13 protein-coding genes are annotated in these 21,570 nt (G+C 69.9%); 8 read left to right on the forward strand and 5 right to left on the reverse strand.

The genetic code is table 11. The features are described from left to right. Nucleotides 1-88: 88 nt before the first annotated feature. The 4 genes from V4Y04_RS37280 to V4Y04_RS37295 are packed head-to-tail and all read right to left on the reverse strand — an operon-like array spanning nt 89 to nt 4,954. Nucleotides 89-1,444: an AAA family ATPase gene (locus V4Y04_RS37280; protein WP_332433178.1), complete on the reverse strand. Its 1,356-nt coding sequence runs from the start codon at nt 1,442-1,444 to the stop codon at nt 89-91. Next, nucleotides 1,441-2,943, reverse strand: a complete 1,503-nt coding sequence (locus tag V4Y04_RS37285; protein WP_332433179.1) for a hypothetical protein — start codon at nt 2,941-2,943, stop codon at nt 1,441-1,443. Before V4Y04_RS37285 ends, V4Y04_RS37280 begins: the two co-directional genes overlap by 4 nt. Continuing rightward, a complete protein-coding gene (locus tag V4Y04_RS37290; protein ID WP_332433180.1) occupies nt 2,940-4,085 on the reverse strand; it encodes a hypothetical protein in 1,146 nt (381 codons plus the stop codon). Before V4Y04_RS37290 ends, V4Y04_RS37285 begins: the two co-directional genes overlap by 4 nt. Before the next feature lie 47 nt (nt 4,086-4,132). After that, nucleotides 4,133-4,954, reverse strand: a complete 822-nt coding sequence (locus V4Y04_RS37295) for a hypothetical protein (RefSeq protein ID WP_332433181.1) — start codon at nt 4,952-4,954, stop codon at nt 4,133-4,135. A 124-nt stretch (nt 4,955-5,078) separates the two neighbouring features. Between V4Y04_RS37295 and V4Y04_RS37300 the strand changes: the two genes are divergently transcribed. From V4Y04_RS37300 to V4Y04_RS37320, 5 genes are all read left to right on the forward strand, one after another. After that, on the forward strand, nt 5,079-6,317 hold the full coding sequence (locus V4Y04_RS37300; RefSeq protein ID WP_332433182.1) for a metallophosphoesterase family protein: 1,239 nt from the start codon (nt 5,079-5,081) through the stop codon (nt 6,315-6,317). Continuing rightward, nucleotides 6,314-9,523 (forward strand): SMC family ATPase, encoded by a 3,210-nt coding sequence (locus tag V4Y04_RS37305; RefSeq protein ID WP_332433183.1) that lies wholly within the window; start codon nt 6,314-6,316, stop codon nt 9,521-9,523. Before V4Y04_RS37300 ends, V4Y04_RS37305 begins: the two co-directional genes overlap by 4 nt. 500 nt (nt 9,524-10,023) lie before the next feature. Next, nucleotides 10,024-11,619: a Mu transposase C-terminal domain-containing protein gene (locus V4Y04_RS37310; RefSeq protein WP_332433184.1), complete on the forward strand. Its 1,596-nt coding sequence runs from the start codon at nt 10,024-10,026 to the stop codon at nt 11,617-11,619. After that, entirely contained in the window at nt 11,616-12,389 is a 774-nt protein-coding gene (locus tag V4Y04_RS37315) for an ATP-binding protein (RefSeq protein ID WP_332433185.1), read from the forward strand. Before V4Y04_RS37310 ends, V4Y04_RS37315 begins: the two co-directional genes overlap by 4 nt. A 130-nt stretch (nt 12,390-12,519) precedes the next feature. Continuing rightward, nucleotides 12,520-13,554, forward strand: a complete 1,035-nt coding sequence (locus V4Y04_RS37320; RefSeq protein WP_332433186.1) for a hypothetical protein — start codon at nt 12,520-12,522, stop codon at nt 13,552-13,554. 140 nt (nt 13,555-13,694) lie between these two features. Here the strand turns inward: V4Y04_RS37320 and V4Y04_RS37325 are convergent, their stop codons facing one another. Beyond that, a complete protein-coding gene (locus V4Y04_RS37325; protein ID WP_332433187.1) occupies nt 13,695-14,252 on the reverse strand; it encodes a putative phosphothreonine lyase domain-containing protein in 558 nt (185 codons plus the stop codon). A gap of 50 nt (nt 14,253-14,302) precedes the next feature. On the opposite strand from V4Y04_RS37325, the gene V4Y04_RS37330 reads away from it, so the two are divergent. From V4Y04_RS37330 to V4Y04_RS37340, 3 genes are read left to right on the forward strand one after another with little or no spacing between them, the layout of a single operon-like run. Further along, nucleotides 14,303-15,481: a restriction endonuclease-related protein gene (locus V4Y04_RS37330; protein WP_332433188.1), complete on the forward strand. Its 1,179-nt coding sequence runs from the start codon at nt 14,303-14,305 to the stop codon at nt 15,479-15,481. Next, nucleotides 15,478-18,771 carry a hypothetical protein gene (locus V4Y04_RS37335; protein ID WP_332433189.1) on the forward strand — a complete coding sequence of 1,098 codons (3,294 nt, stop codon included), beginning with the start codon at nt 15,478-15,480 and terminating at the stop codon, nt 18,769-18,771. The genes V4Y04_RS37330 and V4Y04_RS37335 overlap by 4 nt, the downstream gene beginning before the upstream one ends. Next, nucleotides 18,771-21,542: an RNaseH domain-containing protein gene (locus V4Y04_RS37340; protein WP_332433190.1), complete on the forward strand. Its 2,772-nt coding sequence runs from the start codon at nt 18,771-18,773 to the stop codon at nt 21,540-21,542. Before V4Y04_RS37335 ends, V4Y04_RS37340 begins: the two co-directional genes overlap by 1 nt. Nucleotides 21,543-21,570: the final 28 nt, after the last annotated feature.

Consider the following 21,570-nt stretch of genomic DNA (forward strand, 5'->3'; position numbering starts at 1 on the left):
GCCTTCCACAGCTACCGCCTGGCTGGCACGCCGCAGGTGTCTGCGGCCCGGCCAGCGCGCACATCGCGTGCGTGGTGCCGGATGCTGCTCATCCGCGTCGGCGGCCGGGCTGCGCCTGGGAACCGATGGTGTGGTCGGCCAGGTGGTCCAGGACTGCGTGGTTGGCCTCCCAGCCGTCAGCGGCTTTGGAGGCAGCTCCGGGGTGTGCGGGGGCGTTGGAGGGGTGGGCGTCGAGGAGTTCGGCGATGCCGGCGCGGGCCACGACGATGCAGGCGTGGCGGTGGCGTGAGGTGAGGACGCACAGGCGGCCGGCTTCCAGGTGGAAGGCGGAGGCGTCGCCGCGGCCGGAGAGGGGGTGCAGGGCGATGGTGACGCGGAATTCGCAGCCTTGGAGCCGGTTGGCGGTGTCGACGGTGATGCCGTGGAGTCGGGGGTAGTGGCGGGCCAGGAGCGCGCGGATGTCGTGGGTCTGGCTGCGGTGGGCGGTGCCGATGGCGATGTCGCCGGGCTGCAGGGTGTGGCCTTCGGGGTTTTCCTCGCAGGTGGTGATGGCGCGCCGGGTCAGCATCCGTTCGGCGATGTCGAGGGTGGCGTGGAAGGCATGGGCGTCGTGCCGGCCGGTGATGCGGGCCGGTAGTTCGAACAGTGCCCATCCGGTTCGGGCGGCGTGTTCGATGACCTCGTCGGTGGGGGTGCGGATGTCGAGGGGGGAGAACGTGAGGGTGCGGTCGGCTTCGCGGCTTGCGGCGTGGAAGGGCGTGGAGGGGTAGAAGGCGTTGCTGATCGGGGGGACGGCCGAGGGGGGCAGGCGCCAGGACACGGGCAGGCAGTGGACGGGCAGGTCGGGGTTGTTGGCGAGCAGGACGGCGATCGCACTGTTCACCGGGTCGTGGGGCAGGCCGTGGAAGCGGTCGGTGTCGGCTTCGGAGAAGGGGTCGAGCTGACCGGGGTCTCCAACGAAAAGGGCCCGGTCGAAGAGGCCTGCGGTCAGCAAGAGCGTGTCGGAGCGCATCTGGTAGGCCTCGTCGATGATCGCCCATGGCCATTGGCGGCCGGTGACCGTGGCCCATTTCATGGCGGTTCCTACGATGACGTCGGCCGTCGTCTCGAGGGGTTCGATGCGGGTGGCGATCCGGATGCTGGGATGTGTCTGCAGGTCGTGCGGGAGGGTGTGATCCGTTGCGGTGAGCCGGGCGGTCCGCAGGTGCGGGTGGTGCCGGGTGAATCGCCGCACGAGGTGGTCGACCTGGGTGTTGGTCTGGGCGATGACGATACAGGGGGCGCCGGGTCGCGTGAGGGCGTCGGCGGCCTGGGCGACCAGGGTGGATTTTCCGGCGCCGGGCGGGGAGTCCACGACGAGTGCGCGGTGGGTGAGGGTGGGCAGCTGCTCCAGGACGGTGCGGGCGGTCTGGGCCGTCTGCTGCGGCGGGTGGGGCGGTGTCACTGTTTCTCCTCGTCCCCGTCGCCGTCGCTGTGGTCCGGCTGGTCGGCAGGAGGCCCGCCGTGGGTCCAGGGTGTCTGGTCTCGTGTAGGGAATTCCGGCATCCGGTAGGGGGCGGGTGCGAGGGTGAACACGAGGAAGGCACCGGCTTCGGGCAGGACGGCGTGGTTGGGGCGGGCCACGGTGCCCATGCCGGCGGTGATCTCGAGTTCGACGAGGGTGTCGCCGTCGCCGGGGGTGACCTTGCAGATCTTGTAGCGGGTGTTGGGGTGGGTGTGGCAGGCAAGGAGCCGGCCGGGTTCCATGGGCACGGGGTCCGCGGTGGACACGGTGAGCCGGGGCCGCCATAGGGTCCGTCCGGTGGGTCCGCGCAGGGTGTGCTCCGGGTCGACGGTGGTGACGGGGCCGCCGAAGGCTTCGCCGGTGGTGCGCAGTTCGGCCCGTACGAAGGGGTCGTCGGTGGCGCGGTCGGCGGCGAAGGCGGCGGCTGCGTGTTCCATGCGGGTCAGGCGGACCGCGGCGGCGACGGCGTGGTCGCGGGCCGGCCGGGGGCGTCCGTCCTGGGCCAGGTGGAGGCATTCGTCGGTGAAGGCGGTGCGTTCGTGGCCCCAGCGGCGTGCGGTGCCCCTGGCTTCGGGAAGGGCCTGCAGGAGCGCGTAAGCCTGCCACATGAGCTCCCAGGTGGGGTGCAGGTGGGCGGTCAGCAGGCGGTCGAGTTCTTGCAGGGGGCAAGTCTGCTCCTGGCCCGAGTCCCGTCGCCGGGCGCGGGTGTAGGCGTCGAACAGGGGTGCCAGGTGGTCGTTGTCGAAGGCTGCGTCGGTGGCTGGTCCTGCCGGGCGGTGGGTGGCCAGGTCTTCTGCCGTGCGTGCGGCGTCGCGTCCCGAGGCTGCATGGCGGGGCGGGTCGATCCAGGCCAGCAGGGTGGCCAGGTCCTCGTCTTCCTGGGGGCTCTGGCCGCTGGCCCAGTGCATGGTGAGGAAGCCGGTCATGGGGATGAGGGCGGCTGAGCCGGCCAGGTCGGCGCGGTCGGTGAGATAGGTGAGCCAGTGTCCCAGCCGCTGGACGGCTCGGGAGCCGGGAGTCTGGTCGTCGACGCTGCGGAACCTCAGGTCGTCTCCGAGGTCTTTGAGGTGCTGCACGGTCTGGGGGTTGGGGACGAGGATCTGGGGGGCGTCGGTATAGCGCCGGCGGGCTGGTCTGCTGGAGGTGGCGGGCAGGTGTTCGCTGTGCCGCTGGCAGGCTTCGATGTAGGCGGTGACGGCGTCTGCCAGGGCGGCGAGCATGGGGGCGGTGCTGCCCGAGGGTGGCGCGAGCAGGAGCTGGGGGCGGTGCGGGTCGGTGCCGAGCATGACGGCCAGCGGACGTGCAGCGGGGCCGGTGCGTTTCAGCGCCAGCAGCATCAGCGGCTGGTCGCTGAGGTGGAGGTGGCGCAGTTGGCTGGTGCGTTGGGCGTGGCCGGTGTGGGCGGCGCGCATCCGCAGGAGTGAGGTGAGCCGGATCATGCGGTGTCCGTCCGGAGGTCTGCGTGGACGCGCTGTGCGTGGCGCAGGGCCCGGGTGATGTCGTGCTGGTCCTGTGAGGGGTGCAGGTGCCCGTCGGTGAGGGCCAGGGCCGTGGCGATGGTGTCGATTCCCGCGAGGTCGTCGCGGACTGCGGTGCCCAGGGCGGCGGTCCTGCTCTGGTTTCGGGCTTCGGTGCGGCAGTGGAAGGCCAGGTCGCAGTGGTTGCGGCAGCTGGGGGTGTAGTGCGGCCGCGCGGTGGCGAGCGCGTCCGCGAGTTCGTCGCGGGGCCGGGTCGGCCTCTGGTCGGGGCCGGGCGCCAGGTCGAAGGTGGTGTTGGGGGGAAGCCTGTCCAGCAGTTCGGGCAGGCGCCTCAGTCTGCCGAGGTGGCGGCTGAGGTTCTTGATCTGTTTGTGGGCGCTGAAGGGCGTGGCGGTGGGGTGGCGGGTGAAGTTGCGCGGGTTGACCAGGATCACGGTGTCGGAGACGCAGTCTGGCGGGAGGCCGTCGTCGGCGAGGAGTTCTCGCAGGGCAAGGACGTAGGCGGCGGCCTGGGTCAGTGCTGCGTTGGCCTTGATGGGGTCGGGCTGTCCGTGGATGACGGGGAAGGATTTGATCTCCACGATGTGGAAGAGGCCGTCGCGCTGGAAGGCGATGACGTCCGGCTCGAGGTAGACCTGGTGGCCGGCGACGGTCAGACGCAGTACGGGGTGGTCGAGCAGGGTGCGAGGGGTGTCTGACCTGCGGTGTGCTGCGCTGAGGATGCGGGAGCGAGTGTGGGCGCGGCGCAGTGCCAGGGGGGACCTGTCGTCGTCGCTGCCGACGCTGTTGATGTCCTCGTAGGACACCTCGGACGGGGTCAGGCCCAGGGCGTGGCGGAGCAGCGGTACCAGGGGGGCTCCTGCTTGGGCGGTGACCTTGTGTTCGAAGGCGAGGCCGTAGTCGAGGGCGAGCCGGGATTTCCTCAGTGGCCGCGGCAGGCCCAGGTGGGCGGCGAGGGCGTCTTTGTCGATGCCTGCCGCGTCCAGCAGGGAGCGGCGGTCGCAGCTCGGATTGGTGGTCAGCGCTGCCAGGGTGCGTGCGTTGTGCGGGAGGGGCGGTGCGGTTCCGCGTAATGCGCCCAGTCGTGCGTCGAGCGAGGTCACTTGGTTCCTTGGAGGGCAGAGCACAGCCGTGCGGGTTGCGGGGCTGGTTAGGCGGTGCGGCGCATGCGGGTGACGTTGCGCAGGGTGTTGCCGAAGAGCTGCTCCGCGTCGCCGAGTTGCTGGCGTGCTCGCCGGGCCGCTTCGGCGCGGGTGTCAGCGTCGTCGTCGGCGTGGATTTCCAGTTCGGCTGCGGCTGCCTGGCGCAGCGCGTCCAGATCGAGCGGGCCGCGGGTGGTGTAGCCGTGGATGTTGCGGCTGTAGTGCTGGAGGAGTTGCTGAACGTGCGGCGACGGTTGGGGTTCGCCGGGGAGGTGTTCGGCGGCGTCGGCGAGCCGCAGAGCCGAGGTGAGGAAGTGGACTCGCTGGGTGAGCGGCCCCACCAGGCGCTGTTCCAGCGGCCAGGTGCTCAGGGCGAGCAGGGCGCGGGCCGGTGAGAGCAGGTCGGAGGTCACAGCGGCGCAGATGTAGTAGGGGCGTGCGTAGGGAGCGGATCGGAAGGAGCGTTCCTCGTCGCGGCGCAGGGTGGTCAGGCGGGCCGTGTTCAGCGGGCCGGAGAAGAACGCCTGGTGGACCTGGCTGAGCAGTTTGGGTGCGGCGGGGACGGTGAGGAGAGTGAGCGCCTGCTGGATCTGGTCGCGCACCGGCAGGGCACTGTCATCGTGCTCTGGGGATGCCGGCGCTGCGGGCTCGGCCTCTGTCTTGTCCGGGCCGTCGTCCAGACCGCACAGCACGTCCCAGGCGCGTTGAGTGCGCGTCAGCTCCTGTCTCAGGAGGCTCGCTTGGGTTTTGTCGTGCTCCGCGAGCGCTTGCCGGATCGCTTCCTGCAGCTGCTGCATGCGTTTCTCGAGAGCGACCAGATGCTCGTCCATGCCCGCATGCTAGCAGTGACCCATGACGACCAGTTTTCTTCCTGTGTTTTTGGTGTAGTGTCCCGGGCTCGTAAGGCACCACCGGTGCCCTCCTACGCCTCGCTTCCCAGAAGGGCGCACGGGCATGAGACTGCTCCACACCTCCGACTGGCATTTAGGCCACGTCTTTCACGGGCATCCACGCGACGAGGACTTCGACGCCGTCCTGGCCGAGATCGTGGCCATCGCCCAGGAGAGCCGGCCGGACCTGATCGTCCACAGCGGCGATCTGTTCCACCACTCCCGTCCCGGCATCCGGGCGATGACGCGCGCCATGGGCACGCTGAGCGAGCTCGCCGCCGTCGCCCCCACTGTGGTCCTGGCCGGCAACCACGACTCCCCCGCGTACTTCGAGTTCTTCGGTTCCATGACCGGCCCCTCCCGGGGCCGGGGCCTGTTCTTCGCCGACCAGTTCCGCCCGGCGCACGAGGGCGGCGTCCTCACCTTCGACGCCTGCGGTGGTGAGCAGCGAATCCGCCTGGCGGTCCTGCCGTTCGTGCATCCGAACCGGTTCTGGCAGCGTTCCGCGACCGACACGTCGTACGCCGACTACGCGGAGGGGATGCGCGGGCTGCAGGCGGGACTGATGACGGCCATGCACGAGGGGTACGACCCCGACCGGGACATCCTGCTGTTCGCAGCCCATGTGTACGTCACCGGCGCCACACGCTCCCCGGGCGAACGGGCCGTGGACGACGACTTCGAGACCGGCCCCGAGAATCTTCCGGAGGTCTCCTACGCCGCTCTCGGACACATCCACCGCCCGCAACCGGTGCGGGGCGCCAAGTCCACCGCCCGCTACGCCGGCAGTCCGCTCGCCATCGACTTCGGTGAAGCCGACCATTTCAAGAGCGTCGTGATCGTCGACGCCGAACCCGGACGGCCGGTGCGGGCCCTGCCTCGCCGGCTCTCGAGCGGACGGCGCCTGACGCAGTTCACCGGAACCCTCGACGAACTCAGGGTGTCAGCGGCCCAGTACGACGGGACCTTCCTCAAACCGGTGATCGTCGGCGAGGAACCCGACATGCTCCTCAGCCACAAGATCGCCGAGGTTGTCCCGCACGCGATCCTCATCAACCCCGCACCGGCACGCGAAGCGGACGACGACACGGTCATGGACAGTGACCCCGGCGAGGAGCCGGAGCTCCCCGACGCCTTCCGCGCCTATCTGGCACGCGAGGGGCTGATCGGCACCGTTGCGGAATCCACCGTCACCGCATTCACCCACCTTCTCAACGAGCTCGACGACGAGACGCTGCCCCCGGTACACGCCGAGGAAATGCTCCGCGCTGCGCTGGAAGACATCTGGACGGAGGCCTCGTGAAGCCCAGCCGGCTCATCGTCAGCGGAATGCGCAGTTACCCCGGTACCTGCACCATCGACTTCACCGGGAAGCGTCTGCTCGCCATCCTGGGCCCCACCGGGGCCGGCAAGTCCACTCTCCTCGAGGCGATCATCTTCGCCTTGTACGGGGCGAACTCGTGGTCGAACAAACCCGAGGAAGCCTACGAACTGATCGCCAACGGCTGCCCCAGCATGCACGTGACGTTCGAGTTCTCGGCGAACGGCCGCCCGTGGCGGGTGCGGCGCACTCTGTATGCGAACCGCAAAAAGCCGCAGGCCCTTCTGGAGTCCATGGCCGAGGACGGCACCGACCTGCGGGTCGACAACATGCGCGCGGTGACGGAAGCCGTCACCCAGCTCATCGGGCTGGACTGGAAGGGTTTTGTCAGTACGGTCCTGCTGCCTCAGGGGAAGTTCGACACCCTGCTCAAGGCGAACAGGGGCGACCGTGCCGGCATCCTGCGGCACGTCTTCGGCATCAACGAACTGGAACGTGTCCGCAGGCACGCCGGCGTTCGGCTGGATCGCCTGAGCGCGAGCATCCTCGACGCCAGGAGCGCCCGGGCGGAGCTCCTGCGGAATCCCCATGCTGTCGCCACACAAGCGGCGCTGGATGTGGAGCGTACGCGTGGCATCGCGGCCAGCCGGCGCGAGCGGCTGGCCGCTCTGCGCTCGGCACAGGGGCAGGCCGTCGGGCACAAGCACCGCAAAGCCGGTCTGGACAAGGCCGCGCGGCTGCTGCGTGAGCGCAGCGTTCCGGATGCGGTTGTCACACTGGCCACGCTGGCCAAGGTGACGACGGAACTCGATGCCGAAGCCGCAGTGCAGGAAGCGGCCGGGCGCGATCTGAGCATGGAGCTCGGCGCGGCGCAGGCTGCCCTGGACACGGCCGCGCAGGCCGGTGACACGGTCCGATCCCTGTCCGGCGCGGTGACTGTGCTGTCCGGCCTGCCGGGCCGCGCATCTGGGTTGGACGCCGTGGCGCAGCAGCTTGAACTGGAGCAACTACAGCACAGCGAACATGAGCAGGAGCACGAGCAAGCACAGCAGGAGCTGGCCGAACGCGAGGAGCGCTTGGCGGCCCTCGTCGAGGACGCCGGCCTGGCGCAGCACACCGTGACTCAGACCCGCGCGCACACCGACCAGGTCCAAGAAGCCGTCCGGGGTGCGCTGCAGGAAGCCGCCGCTGCGGCGACACATCTACAGTCGGCCAACACGACGCTCGAAGCGGCCGAGGAGCAACGCGGCCGCGTCGACAGGCTGGAAGCCGAGCTGTGTGAAGTGCGCGGGGCACGGGACGCGGCCCAGGACGCCCTAGCCGCGCTGGAGCGCGGCGATGCCGCCCACACGGCAGGTTCGGCTCTGGTGCCGGGGGATGCCTGCACGGTCTGCACCCGGCCCGTCCCGAGCGACTTCACTCCCCCGTCTCCGTTGGACGGCAAGGCCCTTGGGAAGGCCAAACGTGAGGTCACCAAATACTCGAAGGCCGTGAACACGGCTGTGACCGCCGCGGCGGAGGCAACAGCCCAGCTGAGCACGGCCGGGCACACGGCTCAGAAGCATCAGCGTGCGCACCTGGCCGCTCTCGAACGCATGGACGCTGCACTGCTCCAGCTGCAGGAGCTGGTGGACGCGATGCGACCGGACGTCGTGCCCGGCGCGGCCACCGCTCTGGACACGCTCAGCCGGCAGACGGCCGCCCAGGCGCGTGTCCTCACGGGCAGCGCCCCCAAGAGCCGGGCCCACATCACCCGTGCGGTCAAAGCACTCGTGCAGCCCTTGCGCGACGCCGAAGCAGAAGCGCTCGCCGCCCACACGGGCGCCCAGGCAGGGCTGGCGACGGCACAGGCCGAGAAAGAGGCGGCCCAGTCCGGCCTCAAACGCCAGCGCGGCCGCTTGCAGCGTGAACGCAGACGGCTGGAGAAGGCCCGACTGCAGTACGAGAGTGACCTGCAGACCCTGCTGACCGAGGTCACCAACCTCCCGGCCTCGATCCGACCCGCCCAGGAAACGCCGCAGGCCCTGCCCTCCTCGACGGACATCGCCTCATCGCTGGAGACGGCCGGCCAGCGCCTCGCACGGCTCGAGCAGACGGCCCAGGCTCACGACGAAGCACAGCAGGCCCTCACCGAGCACGCCGAGCACCGGCAGGCCCTGGAGGGACGGCGCCAGCGCAAGGTTGAGATTCCCGTCCGGACTCTCCTCAAGAAACTGGAGCGTTGGGCGGACACCGCCACCGATGCCGAAAGCCTCCTCGGCGGCGAGACGTCCAACGAACTGCCTCCGACCCCGGACGGGGCCGACCTGGCCATGGCCGACGCCTACCATCTGGCCCTGTCCTCGCTGAGCCAGCAACTGACAGGCGCACTGAAGCAAGCCCGGCAGCGGGCCGCCGACGAGATCCACGCGTTCGGGAAGGAACTCACCCTCCAAGCCGACGCCGCCCACGACGAAACCGACCCTGACCCGGGCTTCCCAGTACCGGAAAAGAGCGACCTGCTGGCACCCGCCGTTCTCGACCCGCTCAGCCGCAAGACGAGCGATGCGGAAGCAGCGCACGACAAGGCCAAGTCCGACCTGCGTACCGCGCAGTCCCAAATCCCCTACGCCGAGGCTCTGGACGCTGCCATCACCGCTGCGGACGAGCAGGCCGTGGTGTGGCGGAGGGTGAGCGAACAGCTCACCGACACGAAGTTCCTCACCTATCTGACCAAACAGCGCACCCATTCGCTGCTCCGTCACGGCAGCCGTATCCTCCAGCAGATCTCCACTGGGCTCTATGCGTTCACCGAGGACTTCAAGATCGTGGAGTCAGCCACGAATCTCACGCGCGGCCCGGAGACTCTCTCCGGCGGGGAGAAATTCCAAACCTCACTCGCGCTGGCGCTGGCCCTCGTGGAACTGCATAGCCGCAGCAACAGCAAGCTGGAGAGCCTGTTCCTGGACGAAGGGTTCGGCTCGCTGGACTCCGACCGCCTGGACGACACCCTTTCCGTGCTGCGCAGCAGTGTGACCCGGGACAAGACGGTCGCGGTCATCAGCCACCTGTATCCGGTGGCCGAAGCCGTCGATGACGTGCTGTTCGTCGACAAGACCGCCGGGGGTTCCACGGCCGCCTGGCTGACGGAGCAGGAGCGCACCGCAGTCATCCGTGACGGGGTCCGGCGCCTGCTGGAACACACCTGAGCAGTTACCGGGCCGGCCCTCACAGTTGCCGAGGAGCCCGTCTCCCGGCCCCGGACGTCCTCTTCGGACGCTGGTGACTGCCCCGTGCGGCGACCGGCAGGCCCGGTACTTCCTTCCCGCCCCGTCACAGGGTACCCCTGCACGACAGCCCGGCGCTGACAAGGGCTGGCTCGGCGCCGACCCGCAACCGTCCGCCCGGCGGAACCGTGGCAGGACAGCCGGTGCCGCTCCTCCCCGGTATCCGGACGCAGGGGTGCTCCTAGGGGGCAGTCGGGCCGTCGGCGGACACGCCTCTTCCCAGCGAAGTTACTGACGCCCGCACCCGGCGCGGGCTCACGGCTCCGCCGTGCCCGCCCTCTCTGGCATGACGGCGCGTCACGGCTCTGACGGCGCCACCGCGGACCGCCCGCGCCGTCCTTTCCGAACGGCCGCCAATACCCCACAGAGGCAGGGCACTTGTGCCCCTTCCATGCTTCGTATCCCTGTAAGGAGCAGACCGCATGAGTGACTCTTCTGCCAGCACGCAGGGTGCCAGCACAACGGTTTTCACCGCCCGCTCGGGACGGCTGGCCGCGCTGCCGCGGCTGCTGTCGCTCGACCGGAGCGGCGAGTTGACCAGTGCGCACGTGCGGCTGGTCGCCACAGCCGTGGGCCGCTCGGAGCGGGCGGTGTGGCGGTGGGTCGCCAAGGCGCGCGCCACCGGCCGCGTCGGTGCCGCGTCCCGGACACGGTTCAGCGTCACCCCGGAGCTGCGGCGGCTGCTGGTGGTGTGGGGAGGCAACGCCTCCGCCGTGCACCGTGAGCTGAAGCAGCGGGCTCTGGCCGATCCTCGGCTGCCTGCGGCCCCGTCGCTGTCGACGATTCACCGGGCGCTGCGGCGGGACCTGACGCCCGGGGAGCGGGCCGGGCTCGCAAGGGGGGAGGCCGCCCGGCGGGCCTTCGATGTGTTCGGGCAGCGCCCTGCCACGCACCGCAATGCTGCCTGGGAGGGCGACCACAAGTGTGCGCCTGTGGGGGTGTTGCTCGAGGACCAGCTCGTGCAGCCCTGGGTGACCTGGTTCATCGACTGCCACACCAAAGTCATCACAGGGGTGGCCGTGACGCCCCACTCACCCAGCGCGGATGCGGTGCTGGCGGCCCTGCGGATGGCCCTGGACCGAGCCGAGCCCTTCGGGCCGGCCGGCGGCCTGCCGGGCCTGATCAGGGTGGACCGCGGCAAAGAGTTCCTGTGTGCCACCGTGGCCTCGGCCCTGGGGGCCTTCGCCGTGCCCGTCGTCGATCTCCCGGCCTATAGCCCCCATCTGAAGGGCACCATCGAGGCGCTCAATGGTGCGGTCGAGGACATGCTGTTCGTCTCCATGCCGCGCTACGTGCACCGGCAAACGCTCACCGGCGGCCGCACCGCGGATCCGGACGAACCCGCGCTCTCCTTCGAGGCGTTCGTGGAGCTGCTGCTGAAGTGGGTGCACTGGTGGAACACCGAGCACCAGCCCAGGGCTCTGGGCGGCCGCACCCCAATGCAGGCGTGGTCGTGCGACCCCACTCCCCTGCACGACGTTGCCGCCGAACAGCTGGCCCATTTCGGGCTCCAGGACGACGGACGCACCCGCACCATCACCACACAGGGCGTCCGGTGGCGCAACCGCCACTACATCGCCCCCTGGATGGTCGGCCAGGTCGGCGTCCGTGTCGCGGTGCGCCACCTGCCCCACCACGACATGACCATCGAGGTCTTCGGCCTGGACGGCGCACACCTGGGCAGCGCCGTACTGGCCGAGGCGGCCAGCGAGGAGCAGCTCAACAAGGTCCGCAAAGCCCGCACCGCCAAGGCGCGGCGGCTTCGCGCGGACATGAAGGCCGCTGCACGGCTGCGCCGCGAGCGCTTCGAGGCCGTCACCACCGCCACCCCGCCCGAGCGCCTGGGTGCGCTGACCGAGGCGGAGGCCGAGGCAGAACTTGCCGAATCGGACGCCACGGACCTGCGGCGGGCCGATCCCGGCTACATCCCGCACCAGCCCGTCCCGGATGGCTGGGCACGCCCGGTCCCACCGGCCGCGGACGGGCCGGAAAACGACACCCCCGAGGAGAACGCGTGAGCGGCGACATGGACTACGGCAGGCTGCCCGCAGAGGACGAGGACCACTTCCACCGCCTCGATGCGCATCTGGTGGCCACCGACACGCTCATGACGACACTGGACGACGTCCAGGCGACGATCGACGCCAAGGCTATGATGGTCGCCTACGGAGCGGCCGGATACGGCAAGACGATGTCGGTGAACTCGGCATTGCGCAAGATCGCCCCCGACAACACTTACCGCCTGGAGCTGCGCTCGGGCCCGACCCCCCGCGACATCCGCCACGGACTGTTCCACGCCCTGGGGCTGCCCGGGGAACCGCCGACCCGGCCGATCGAATTCGACACCCTCCTGAAGGAGACGCTGTCGCAGACGTTCCGCGTGCTGGTGTGCGACGAGGCCCAGTGGATGGGCCGCAGCTCGTTCGAGTACTGGCGCCACCTGTGGGACGACCGCAACACCGACATCGCGGTGATCTTCGCCGGAGGCGACAACTGCTACAAGGTCCTCAAGCGTGAACCGATGCTGGCGTCACGGATCTTCATCTGGCAGAAGTTCACGCGCATGCCCGAGGCCGAAGTCGTCGCCACGCTGCCGGCGTTCCACTCCCTGTGGGCCAAGGTTGCCCCGCAGATGATCCGCAACATCGACCGGGCCGCGGCCCACGGCAACTTCCGCAACTGGGCCACCATCACCAAGCACACGCTCAACGGCATGAAGAAGAAAGGCCTGACCGAGGTCAGCCAGGATCTCGTCAACTGGGTGTACAGCAAGCTCGGCGGCATGTAGCAGCGGCCGCACCTGGCGGCGGCCCGGGAAGCACGGGCCGCCGCCGACAACCTCGCACGCCGTACAGACCCGCGCTGGTGTCTCCGCATCCGGGACCAGTCTGTGCGGTGGCGCGGCCGGAAGGGAGGCGATGACACTGGTCTACGGCGACGTGACCATCGTGGTGGACGAACGGGACGACCTGTTCTACACCCAGGCGGCGCTGCAGGCCCACCGGCCCGAGGAAGGCCGCATCACCGTGCAGCCGACGCCGGCCAGCGGCAGCCCGGCCGCGCTGGCGCACGACATGCTGTATGCGCTGGGCAAGCGGCTGGCCCCCGGCCCCAACTCCCCTGACGTGTGGCTGGACTCGGTGAACGCGGCCTGGCTCGCCGCGGCGGCCTGGGGTGTCGCGACCGGGGTGCGGCACGTTGTGGTCCCCCGGGCCCATCTGCTGACCATCCGGCGCATCGACCAACTGCTCGCCTGGCGCAAGTCAACGGGGGCTCAACTGACCCTGCTGTGGCAAAAGCCGCCGCGCGCACTGCCGCCGGCGCTGGCCCGCGTGGAGCGCCGGATCAGCGGCCGGGAGAAGTTCGAGGCGCTCCTCGCCGAGCCGGGACCGATACCCGCACGCCCGTTCTTCCCTACCGCTGCACCGATGGCAGGGCCAACCGCGGTGGCTGCGGGGCAGTCACCCGCCCGGCAGCCGCAGGAGACGCGGGCGGCGTCGCTGAGGCCCGGGCGGCCGGCTCACCCTTGCACCGGCGCGATGGCAACAGCGCGGCTGGTCCAGGCCGCCCCTGCCCTCGTGATCGCGTCCGCGGAGGCCGCCGCTCTGGCCGCTCTCGCACACCCGCTCATCGCCGGAGCCCTGAGCGTGCTGGCCTTCATCCGGGCCGGCCCGGGCAGCCTGCGCTTCACCCGCGACCTCGACATCACCAGCGACATCTCCGCCATCAAGCTCCACGGAGTCGGCCATCGGTACTGCCCTCTGCACGCCATCCCTGCCTGGGCACGCCCGCTGCTGGCCGCCGCCCGCGCCCACCACCGTCTGGCACCCCACCCGCCCGAGGACGGCATGTTCGCCCCCGTCATGGTCGCCGAAGCCCGGCATCTGCGCGCGCACGCCGGACGCCTGCCCCGGCTCGACCTGTCCCTGCCCGCCGGCGTCCTCGTCCCTTGAGCTGCGTGTACCGAAGCACCCGCCCTGCGCACCAGGGAAACGGCAGCGCTGATGCAGGTGATGTCGGAGGCTTCGCCCGCTGTGTGGCCGGCCCCTGGCGCGACGCCTGTTCTCTCAACACGGAAGCACAGGCCGCCTGCTCAGGTGCACTTCGGCACTGGAACCCTTCTGCGCGCCGCGGCAGTCCTGCGGGCCTGGGCTCGTGCAGCGTGCTGGTGCTCGAGCGCTTCACGGGTGCGTTTGGGGATGACCAGTTTCATCTTGGTGGCAAGCGCTACGAAGGTGCTGGCGCCGGTGCCGTAGCGGCCTTTGCGGGTGTCGCTGTCGGTCTTGTAGAGCAGGACGTCGACGATGCCGAGGGCCCGCAGGTTGGTCAGGACGCGTTGGACGTCGTCGATGTTGCGCCAGTCTCGGGTATAGACGCAGATGGGGCGGCGGGTGTCGTCGCTCTTTGTGCGGGTGTTGAGGAGCGTGGCCGCCTTGCTGCGGTAGCCGAGAAGGCCGTCTTCGGTTGCGGTGCGGATCGTGGCCCAGGAGCGGTCAAGGAGGCTGAGCGGGGTGAACCAGAGCCACTTGCCGCTCCAGGGGTGGTCGTCCTCGGTCAGGGAGGTGTCCGGGGCGGCGGCCCATAGCCAGTGCTCGGTGGTCTCGCGTGAGGGGGCGTCCTGCTGGGCCGATGGGGCGGTCTTGGCGATCACCATCGGCACTGTATGCGAGGTTTGTTCTTTTTTTCGCTTATTTAACTGTTATGGGTCTCGTAGAACGGAACACCCTCCGATGGCGCCGTGACCTGGCGCTGACCGCGTGCTGCGCCGCCGCCGTCGCGGAAGCGGACCGCACAGGCGATCCGGACCAGCGAGCAGCTCGCCTCATCGACTGTCTGGGAGTTCTGCGCTCGGCACACGGCGCCGGCGCAGCCGCCGCCGTGGATATGCGCGCGCTGCGGCGCGGCTTGCGCCACGGGCTCGCGCCTCTCCTGCCCGCCTGCTGCGAGGACGGTGACCCGCTCGGCGAGGTGAAGCTGCTGGACCAGGATGGTCTGCTGTGTGACGCAGTGGAGGACCTGGGCCGCGAACACCTCGTGCCTCAACAGGCGTTGATGGAGTACTGGCCCTGGGCGCGCTTGCGTGCCGAGCAGGAGGAGCAGCAGCTGTACGCGGAGATCCGGCGCCTTCCGCCGGACGATTACGCGAAGGTGCGCGAACTGCTGGCGAGTGATCCGGTGGCGGAGCAGGGCGTGCTCTGGGAGAAGTGGGACGGGCTGTGGGGGCGATTCGGGTTCTTCGAGCCGGTCTCGTCCTGGCCGTGGTGCAACGCGGCGGGCTGGTGCTTCCCGTGTCCTGTCTGTGCCTGGCCGATGCGCGCGCAGCCCGCCGGGCAGGGGGTCTTCGCCGTGGCGTGCGACGCCCATCTGCTGGAGGGGGTGCAGTACACCTACCGCCAGGTGCGGGGCGGCAGTGGCCCTCCGGTCCTGGAGGGCGGCGGTGGCTCAGCCCGTCGCGTGGAGGGCTTCCCCGCTGCTGGCGACTACTTGGCGGTCTCCCGGACGGTGTGGCGGTATGTGACCCTGCCGGGGCGCATGGAATTCGCGATCCGGGATGCGCTGGCAGGGATCGCCGGTCTCGACGTCCTCATGTACCCGGACGGTGACCGCTACGACCTGCGCATCACGGCCGCCGAGCCGCTGGTGGCCAGGCAGTGGCGGGTGGATGCGAAGGCGTGGCGGTCCTTCGGGGCCCTGGCCGATGCCCTGCTGGAGCGTCCCGTGCTGGGCGCAGCGGTGCCGCTGACGATCGTGGTCCCCTACCGGCAGCGGTCCGACCTTCCGCTGCTGCAGGCGCGCCTTGCCGGGCGGCCGGACCTTGAAGTGATGACCGACAAGGACTTCGTCGCCAAGGTTCTTCGCTGGTGCCGGGGTAAGTCGTGAAGAGCGGCGATGTCCGTGAGGCGTTGCAGCGTTGCGCCATTGCGGCGTATCTCGCCCTGTCCGAGCAGTACTTCGCATTCGGGACCGTCGATGGCCGTCGCGGTGTGCCGCTGGACTTCGCGCAGATGTTCGCCGCCCGGCGCACCGATGCATGGGGACGGTGGCTGTCGCTGCCGCGCGCCAAGTACGAGCTGGTGGGCCGGCTGTGGCAGGCGCTCAAGCAGGAGGGGGACCTGGCCCAGCCGGACACGTTCCGCGAGGCGGCCCTGGAATACGCGGTGGCTCCCACTGCGCTGTTCCGGATTCCGGGGGAGTCGAACGCAGACGAGACCCACTGGTTGGTGGCCTGCCACGCGCAAGAGCCCCTCGTCCTGGCCGAGCATCTCGTCCAGGAGGCCGAGGAGTACCGGGCCATGCTCCAGAGGGCACTGCCGACGGCCGGCGAGGGCCTGTGGACCTTCGGGCGGGACCGTCTGTACACGGTGGAGATTCCTGCCAGCGAGAAGGACGCCTTCGTGGCCCCGGTCCGGTTGCGCACCGAGCCGTTCCTTGAGGAGGTGAGGCTGCCGCGGGAAGCGGTGATGGACCGCGTGGTGGGCCAGGCAACTGCCCTGCCGGAGAAGTTCGGGTGGAAACCCGGTCTGCTTCAGGGGTTCTTCGACCGGCTCACCGACGCGTACGGGCGCACGGCGGCAGAGTTGCGGCTGCCCGCGGGGCCGATGACGCTGCTGAATGCGCCCACCGGAGTGGGCAAGAGCGTGCTGATGCGGGATGCGGCGCACCTACTGGCCGCCAGCGGCCAGGGCCCGGTCCTCATCGTGGTGGGCCGCATCCGTGAAGGCCTGGGGACCGCCGAACAGTTGGCCGCAGACCATGGGCTGGTCGAGGAGACGGCCACCGCTGTACGGGACGCTGCCGAGCGGGCCGGCAAGCCGCTGCGGGTGGTGTCGTGGGTGGCGTCCTCACGCCACGACGACCAGGCAGCGCTCGCCTTCGCCCAGGGCCGCGAGGACCGCTTCGAGCAATTCGCCGGCGGCTGCGAGATGACCGGCTGGCAGGTGGACGGCCCACGGCTGGACCGCACCAGGCTTCCCTGCGCCCAGTTGGAGTGGGTCGATGGTCCCGTCGAGCCGGAGCACGCCGGCAAGCACCTGTGCCCGCGCATGGGCGTCTGTCGGCGCTTCGAGCACATCCGGCAGGCCGCCGATGCCGACATCATCGTCACCAACCACCACAACCTGATCCGTGGACGCTGCAAGGTGCCCGTCGAGGTGGACGGCGAGCGGACCGTCCATGACATGAGCGTGCTGGAGTTCGTGCTGCGGCGCTGCCGCGTCGTCATCATCGACGAGGTCGACGCCTTCCAGTCGACCTGGTGCACGCAGGGCGCGCAGGAGTTCACCCTCATCAGCCGCGGCCGGGGCCACGCCGGGCGGCTGGAAGAGGTCGACCGGCACCGAGGCGGCCTGTCGGCGCTGGAGAACCTGCTGGTGACCGGCCCGTTGATGGAGGCGCGCCGGCTCAGCGAAACCTTCCTGGACAACGTCCTTACCGGGCACCTCTACCTGGACTCCGAGCAAGAGCGCCACAATCGCCCGGGCTCCGGCTGGTACATGGTGGGCAAGAAGGATGCCGAGCTGTGCCGTTTCCTAACCGGCGCCTCTGCGGACGCTGAGATCACCGAAGCGGTGCACCAGGCCTACCTGGCCCTCTTCCCGGGCGAACGGTCCGGTGCCGAGCTGCTGGCGGGCTGGCAGCCGCTCGCCGATCAGATCCGCCAGGCCCTGGCTGGCAAGGTTAAAGGCACCCGCCGCAGCAGAAAGCTCGCGGTCTTCAAGGACTCCATCGCCCGCATCCTGGCCGACGCGCCGTTCAACGTGCCCGCCTCCAAACGCGCCGCTGTGGTCAACGATCTCCTCGTGCGGGCCTGGCTCGGTGCGCTCCACAACGAGCTCCACACACTGAAGTGGTCGATCCTGCCGCTGCTCGGGCAGCTGAACGCGGCCACCGACCTGGTCTCCACCATGGGGCTGCTCCCTCGCGACGAGCCGATCCCCTACGGGCCGCTCGGACAGAACCTGTACGGATTCAAGCTCGACAAGAACGCCAGCGGCACCGGCCGCCTCTCGCTGCAGTCCCTGGGCAGCGACCCGCACACCTCCACCGTCCGCCTCGGCGACACCGTCGCGCTGGCCACCGCCGGAGTACGGCGCAGCGTCCTGGGCCTGTCCGCCACCGCGTTCTTCCCCAAGGCCGCCCTGCAGCACGTGCACACCCTGCCCGCCTACGTGATGACCGACGCCGCTCCCGGCGCGGTCACCGCCCACGCCGGGAGCGTGTCGTCCACCGATCTCGGCTGGCAGCCCATCTCGATCGGCGGCGTGGAGGAAAAACGCAAACCCTCCGAGCTGCGCAAGCTGGCCGAACGGCTGTGGCACACCCAGATGTCGTCACACCTGGAGAAGATCGCCCGCAACGACCCGCCGCGGGAGCTGGCCCTGCTGGCCGGGAACTCCTACTTCCACGCGGCGGTGATGGCCGCCGGGATCGCGGCCGCGTGCGGCCGCCCCGAATGGGTCGCCGTCCTCGTCAGCAGCAACCAGACCCCCTCCGGGAAGGCCGTGAATCTGCCCGAGGGCGTGGTGCGGGTGACCATCGACGAACTCGAGGACCTGCCCGCCACCCACCCACGGGTGAAGGTGATCTGCGCACCGCTGTCGGTGGTCTCCCGCGGCCTGAACATCCTCATCCCCCACACCGACCGCTCAGCGCTCGCCTCCGTGTGGGTGGGCGTGCGCCCCCTCACGCACCTGCACGAGCCGGCCGTCATGTACGCGAGCATCAACGCCTGCGGCATCGCCTCCGGCACCGTCAGCGCCGACCCCGCCGGCATGCTCGCCTCCCAGCGCACCGCCGCCGTCCGCCAGCGGGAGCTGCTGCTGCGCACCGACCCGCGGTTCTCCCGCATGCCGAAGTTCCTCAAGACCGAGATCCTGGCGGGCATCCTCGTCGAACTCATCCAGCTGGCCGGGCGCGCACGCCGCGGCGGCACCCCCGTCGAGCTCTACCTGGTCGACCACGCCTTCTTCAACCAGCAGTTGGGCTGCGACTTCCCCCGGCTACTGCGCTCCTACTACGGCCAGCTCGATGAGGACGAGCAGGACATCCTGCGCCGCGTCTACGGCTCCACCCTCACCGCCTGGCTCGACCTCGCCCACAGCGAGGACCTGCTGCCCAACCCCGTCACTCTCATCCCCGCCCCGACCCCGGATGCTCAAGGACCCCAGTAATGCCGTCGAATGACACCCGCATGTCCATGCTGGCCGCGCCGTTGACCAGTTCGCTGATGGGCACCGTGTGGCTGTACCGCTTCCCGGACAAGATCGAGCACGAGTGGAAGAGGCTGCGTGCCGTCTACCGCGGCAAGACCGGGTCGCAGGCCAACCTGCCCTATGCCGGACTGCTGATGGTGCTGCGCGCCAGCGGTGCCACCAGCGCAACACTCAACCCGACCAGCAAGAGCAAGCCGCCCCAGTTCCTCGCCCTGTCCCAGAGGCTGTCACCGGCGCATCTGCGGGCCGCGGTGGCCTTGTGGGAGCAAGCCCTGCTGCAGACACCGGCAGACGAGATCTCTCTGGCGTACAACAGTGACCTCGCCGATCTGTTCGCCTCGGTGGAGCCCGAAGAGGTGGCGGTGTGGGACCACGTACGCCTCGGCCCGCACGCCGTGGACGCGGACGGCTGGGTGTGGGACGCGGCCGGCTGGAACCTTGCCTCGGTGGTGGCCGGGACCGGCCTAGCGGTCGACGGCCGCACCATCGCGCTGCGCCCGGACACCGAGAACAACGTCATGGTCTGGGACGCCGAGCACCTGTGGTCGAACAACTGGCTCGACGCCCGCCCCGCCAAGGACAAGAAGAACGACAGCCTCGAGAGGGATGCCGAGGAGGCCCAGGAGCCGGAGGAGTGGAAGATCCGGCGGCACTACGCCGCGCTGCGGGTGGAGGTAGCGATGAAGTCGCTGCACTCGCTTCCTGTACCGCTGGTGGTCATGACGCCTCGGGTTTCCCGGCTGAGCAATCAGATCAACAGCGCTCGCACCGCGTGGTGGGCGCCTCGTTCCCCCAGCCGCCCGCTGCTCTGCCTGAACCTGGGCGGCAAAGGCAAGTACACCCACCTCGAGCACACCAGCCGTCTGGCTCTCGACGCGTGGGTGCGGCTGATGGACGAGCCGGTATTCCCCCGCGGCCCCAAGGACACCGAGTTCCTGCCCGTCAGCGCCATGGATCTGTCCGGCGAACCCGGCGACTTCCGTGCGCTCATCCCCTTCTCAAAATCGTTCCCTCTCGGCAAGGGCGTCGGCCTGCACACCGTCACCGCCCTCGCCGAGCACTTGTCCGCCGTCACCGGCCAGGACCTCGTCAGCGGCACCCAGGTCGCCAAGGTCCTCTCGGTGGCTCCCCGCAAGACCGAGTACGGCCGGGACGCCACGCTGCTCGACGACACCGATCTCAAGGACATCATGGCCGCCGCGGGCTGCTCGAAGCTGCGCGTCCTGGCCCTGTACCAGCACCAGGAGATGCGCACCCGCATGCAGCGTCTGCTGGCCTACCACTTCGGCCGGCCCGACCTCGCAGACGGCATGCCCGACGACGAGATCGTTCAACTCGGCTGCCACACCGAGGTGCTGCTGCACCGGGCCCCTCAGCTGCTGTGCCACAGCGAGCACCATGACCGTCGCGGTGAGCTCACTGACGCCCTGCCCGGTCTCGAAGCCGAGGACACCGGGGTCGTGGCCCTGGCCGAGACCGAGTACGACGCCAAGGAGTGGGGCCGCCGGCGACGCGCCGCGCGCCGCGAGGAGGAAGGCGCCGTCGACCCCTACGCACTGGATGCCAAGCCGGAGGTCTCCCGGCATCTGGCCCGTCACGGCGTACTCGCCCAGTTCCTCACCCCCGAAACCAGAAAGCGGCGCTCGAAGAAGAAGGAGCGCGAGGCCGCATCCCCGCTGGAGGCCCTCGGCATGGAACTGGCCGCGGACTTCCCCGGCCACCACGCCATCGGCGACATGCTGCGCTCCGCCGGCCTGGTCCACCCCCGCCTGACCCGCGCGATCTCCACCGGAGGCGGCCTCAAGGACCGCGTCGCCCACCTCGGCCTGCACATGCGCGCCCAGCTCGGCGACAGGCACGTCAACCGCACCGAGGAACCCAAGCTCATGTGGATCCTCACCGCGTTCGTGCCGGTCGGCGGGCACTGGAAGGCGCTGGCCTACCTGCCCGCCCATCGAGGCGGCAGCGGCGGCTGGTTCAACTACGCCCGCGCTCAGGCGCTGTCGCGCAGCCACCCCATCCCCGAGGGCAGCCGCGGCGACGACACCCTGCCCCGCCGCATCGACCACGCCCTGTACGAGCTGAGCCGGCACCTCGAGTGCGGCTACGTCCTCTACGTCTCAGGAGACTCCACCCGGCCCGTCTGGCCGCTGCTGGCGAACAAGAACGCCGACCTGCTCCCCGACAACGACGGTCTGGCCAACGGCAGGCCGGCACTGCCCGGCGCCACCCTCGCTCCCGAGCACCGGCCGCAAGCGGTCATCCGCACCACCTCCAGCGCCGACCCGAGCATCCCGCTGCCTGCGCTCTTCCACGAGATCGACGAGGACGGCAACGTCAGCGACGGCGACAAGACCAGCAACGCACTGTTCCAACTCGACGCCACCGCCACAACGTTCCTCATGAGCCGCCGCCCGCACCAGATGGACGGCAAGACCCCCTCGGCCAAGTCAGGCCGCACGCAGGGGCGCTGGGCGTGCGACGACAAGGAGCAGCAGGCCGAGACCTGGTTCAACCTCACCGCGACCGAGATCGCTGTCATCCACCACCCCGACAACGCGAAAGCCCTCCCCTACGCCCTGACCGCCGCGAGGCTGTGCAACCACGCCCTGGCCTGGGAACACCGCACCCGCCACCCCCTGCCCATCCACGCCGCCATCCAGATGGACAAAAACCACCCCGAATACCGGCGCACCATCGACTGGGACAGCGACGACGCCACCGGATGACCCACGGAAGCGATGCATGCGCGCGGCC

The sequence above is a fragment of the Streptomyces sp. P9-A2 genome (assembly GCF_036634175.1).
In the GTDB taxonomy this organism is placed as follows: Bacteria; Actinomycetota; Actinomycetes; order Streptomycetales; family Streptomycetaceae; genus Streptomyces; species Streptomyces pratens.

Coding starts and splice junctions, on each gene's coding strand:
- V4Y04_RS37310 (WP_332433184.1), top strand. CDS start 10,024: ATGAGTGACTCTTCTGCCAGCACGCAGGGTGCCAGCACAACGGTTTTC.
- V4Y04_RS37285 (WP_332433179.1), bottom strand. CDS start 2,943: ATGATCCGGCTCACCTCACTCCTGCGGATGCGCGCCGCCCACACCGGC.
- V4Y04_RS37295 (WP_332433181.1), bottom strand. CDS start 4,954: ATGGACGAGCATCTGGTCGCTCTCGAGAAACGCATGCAGCAGCTGCAG.
- V4Y04_RS37340 (WP_332433190.1), top strand. CDS start 18,771: ATGCCGTCGAATGACACCCGCATGTCCATGCTGGCCGCGCCGTTGACC.
- V4Y04_RS37330 (WP_332433188.1), top strand. CDS start 14,303: ATGGGTCTCGTAGAACGGAACACCCTCCGATGGCGCCGTGACCTGGCG.
- V4Y04_RS37300 (WP_332433182.1), top strand. CDS start 5,079: ATGAGACTGCTCCACACCTCCGACTGGCATTTAGGCCACGTCTTTCAC.
- V4Y04_RS37320 (WP_332433186.1), top strand. CDS start 12,520: ATGACACTGGTCTACGGCGACGTGACCATCGTGGTGGACGAACGGGAC.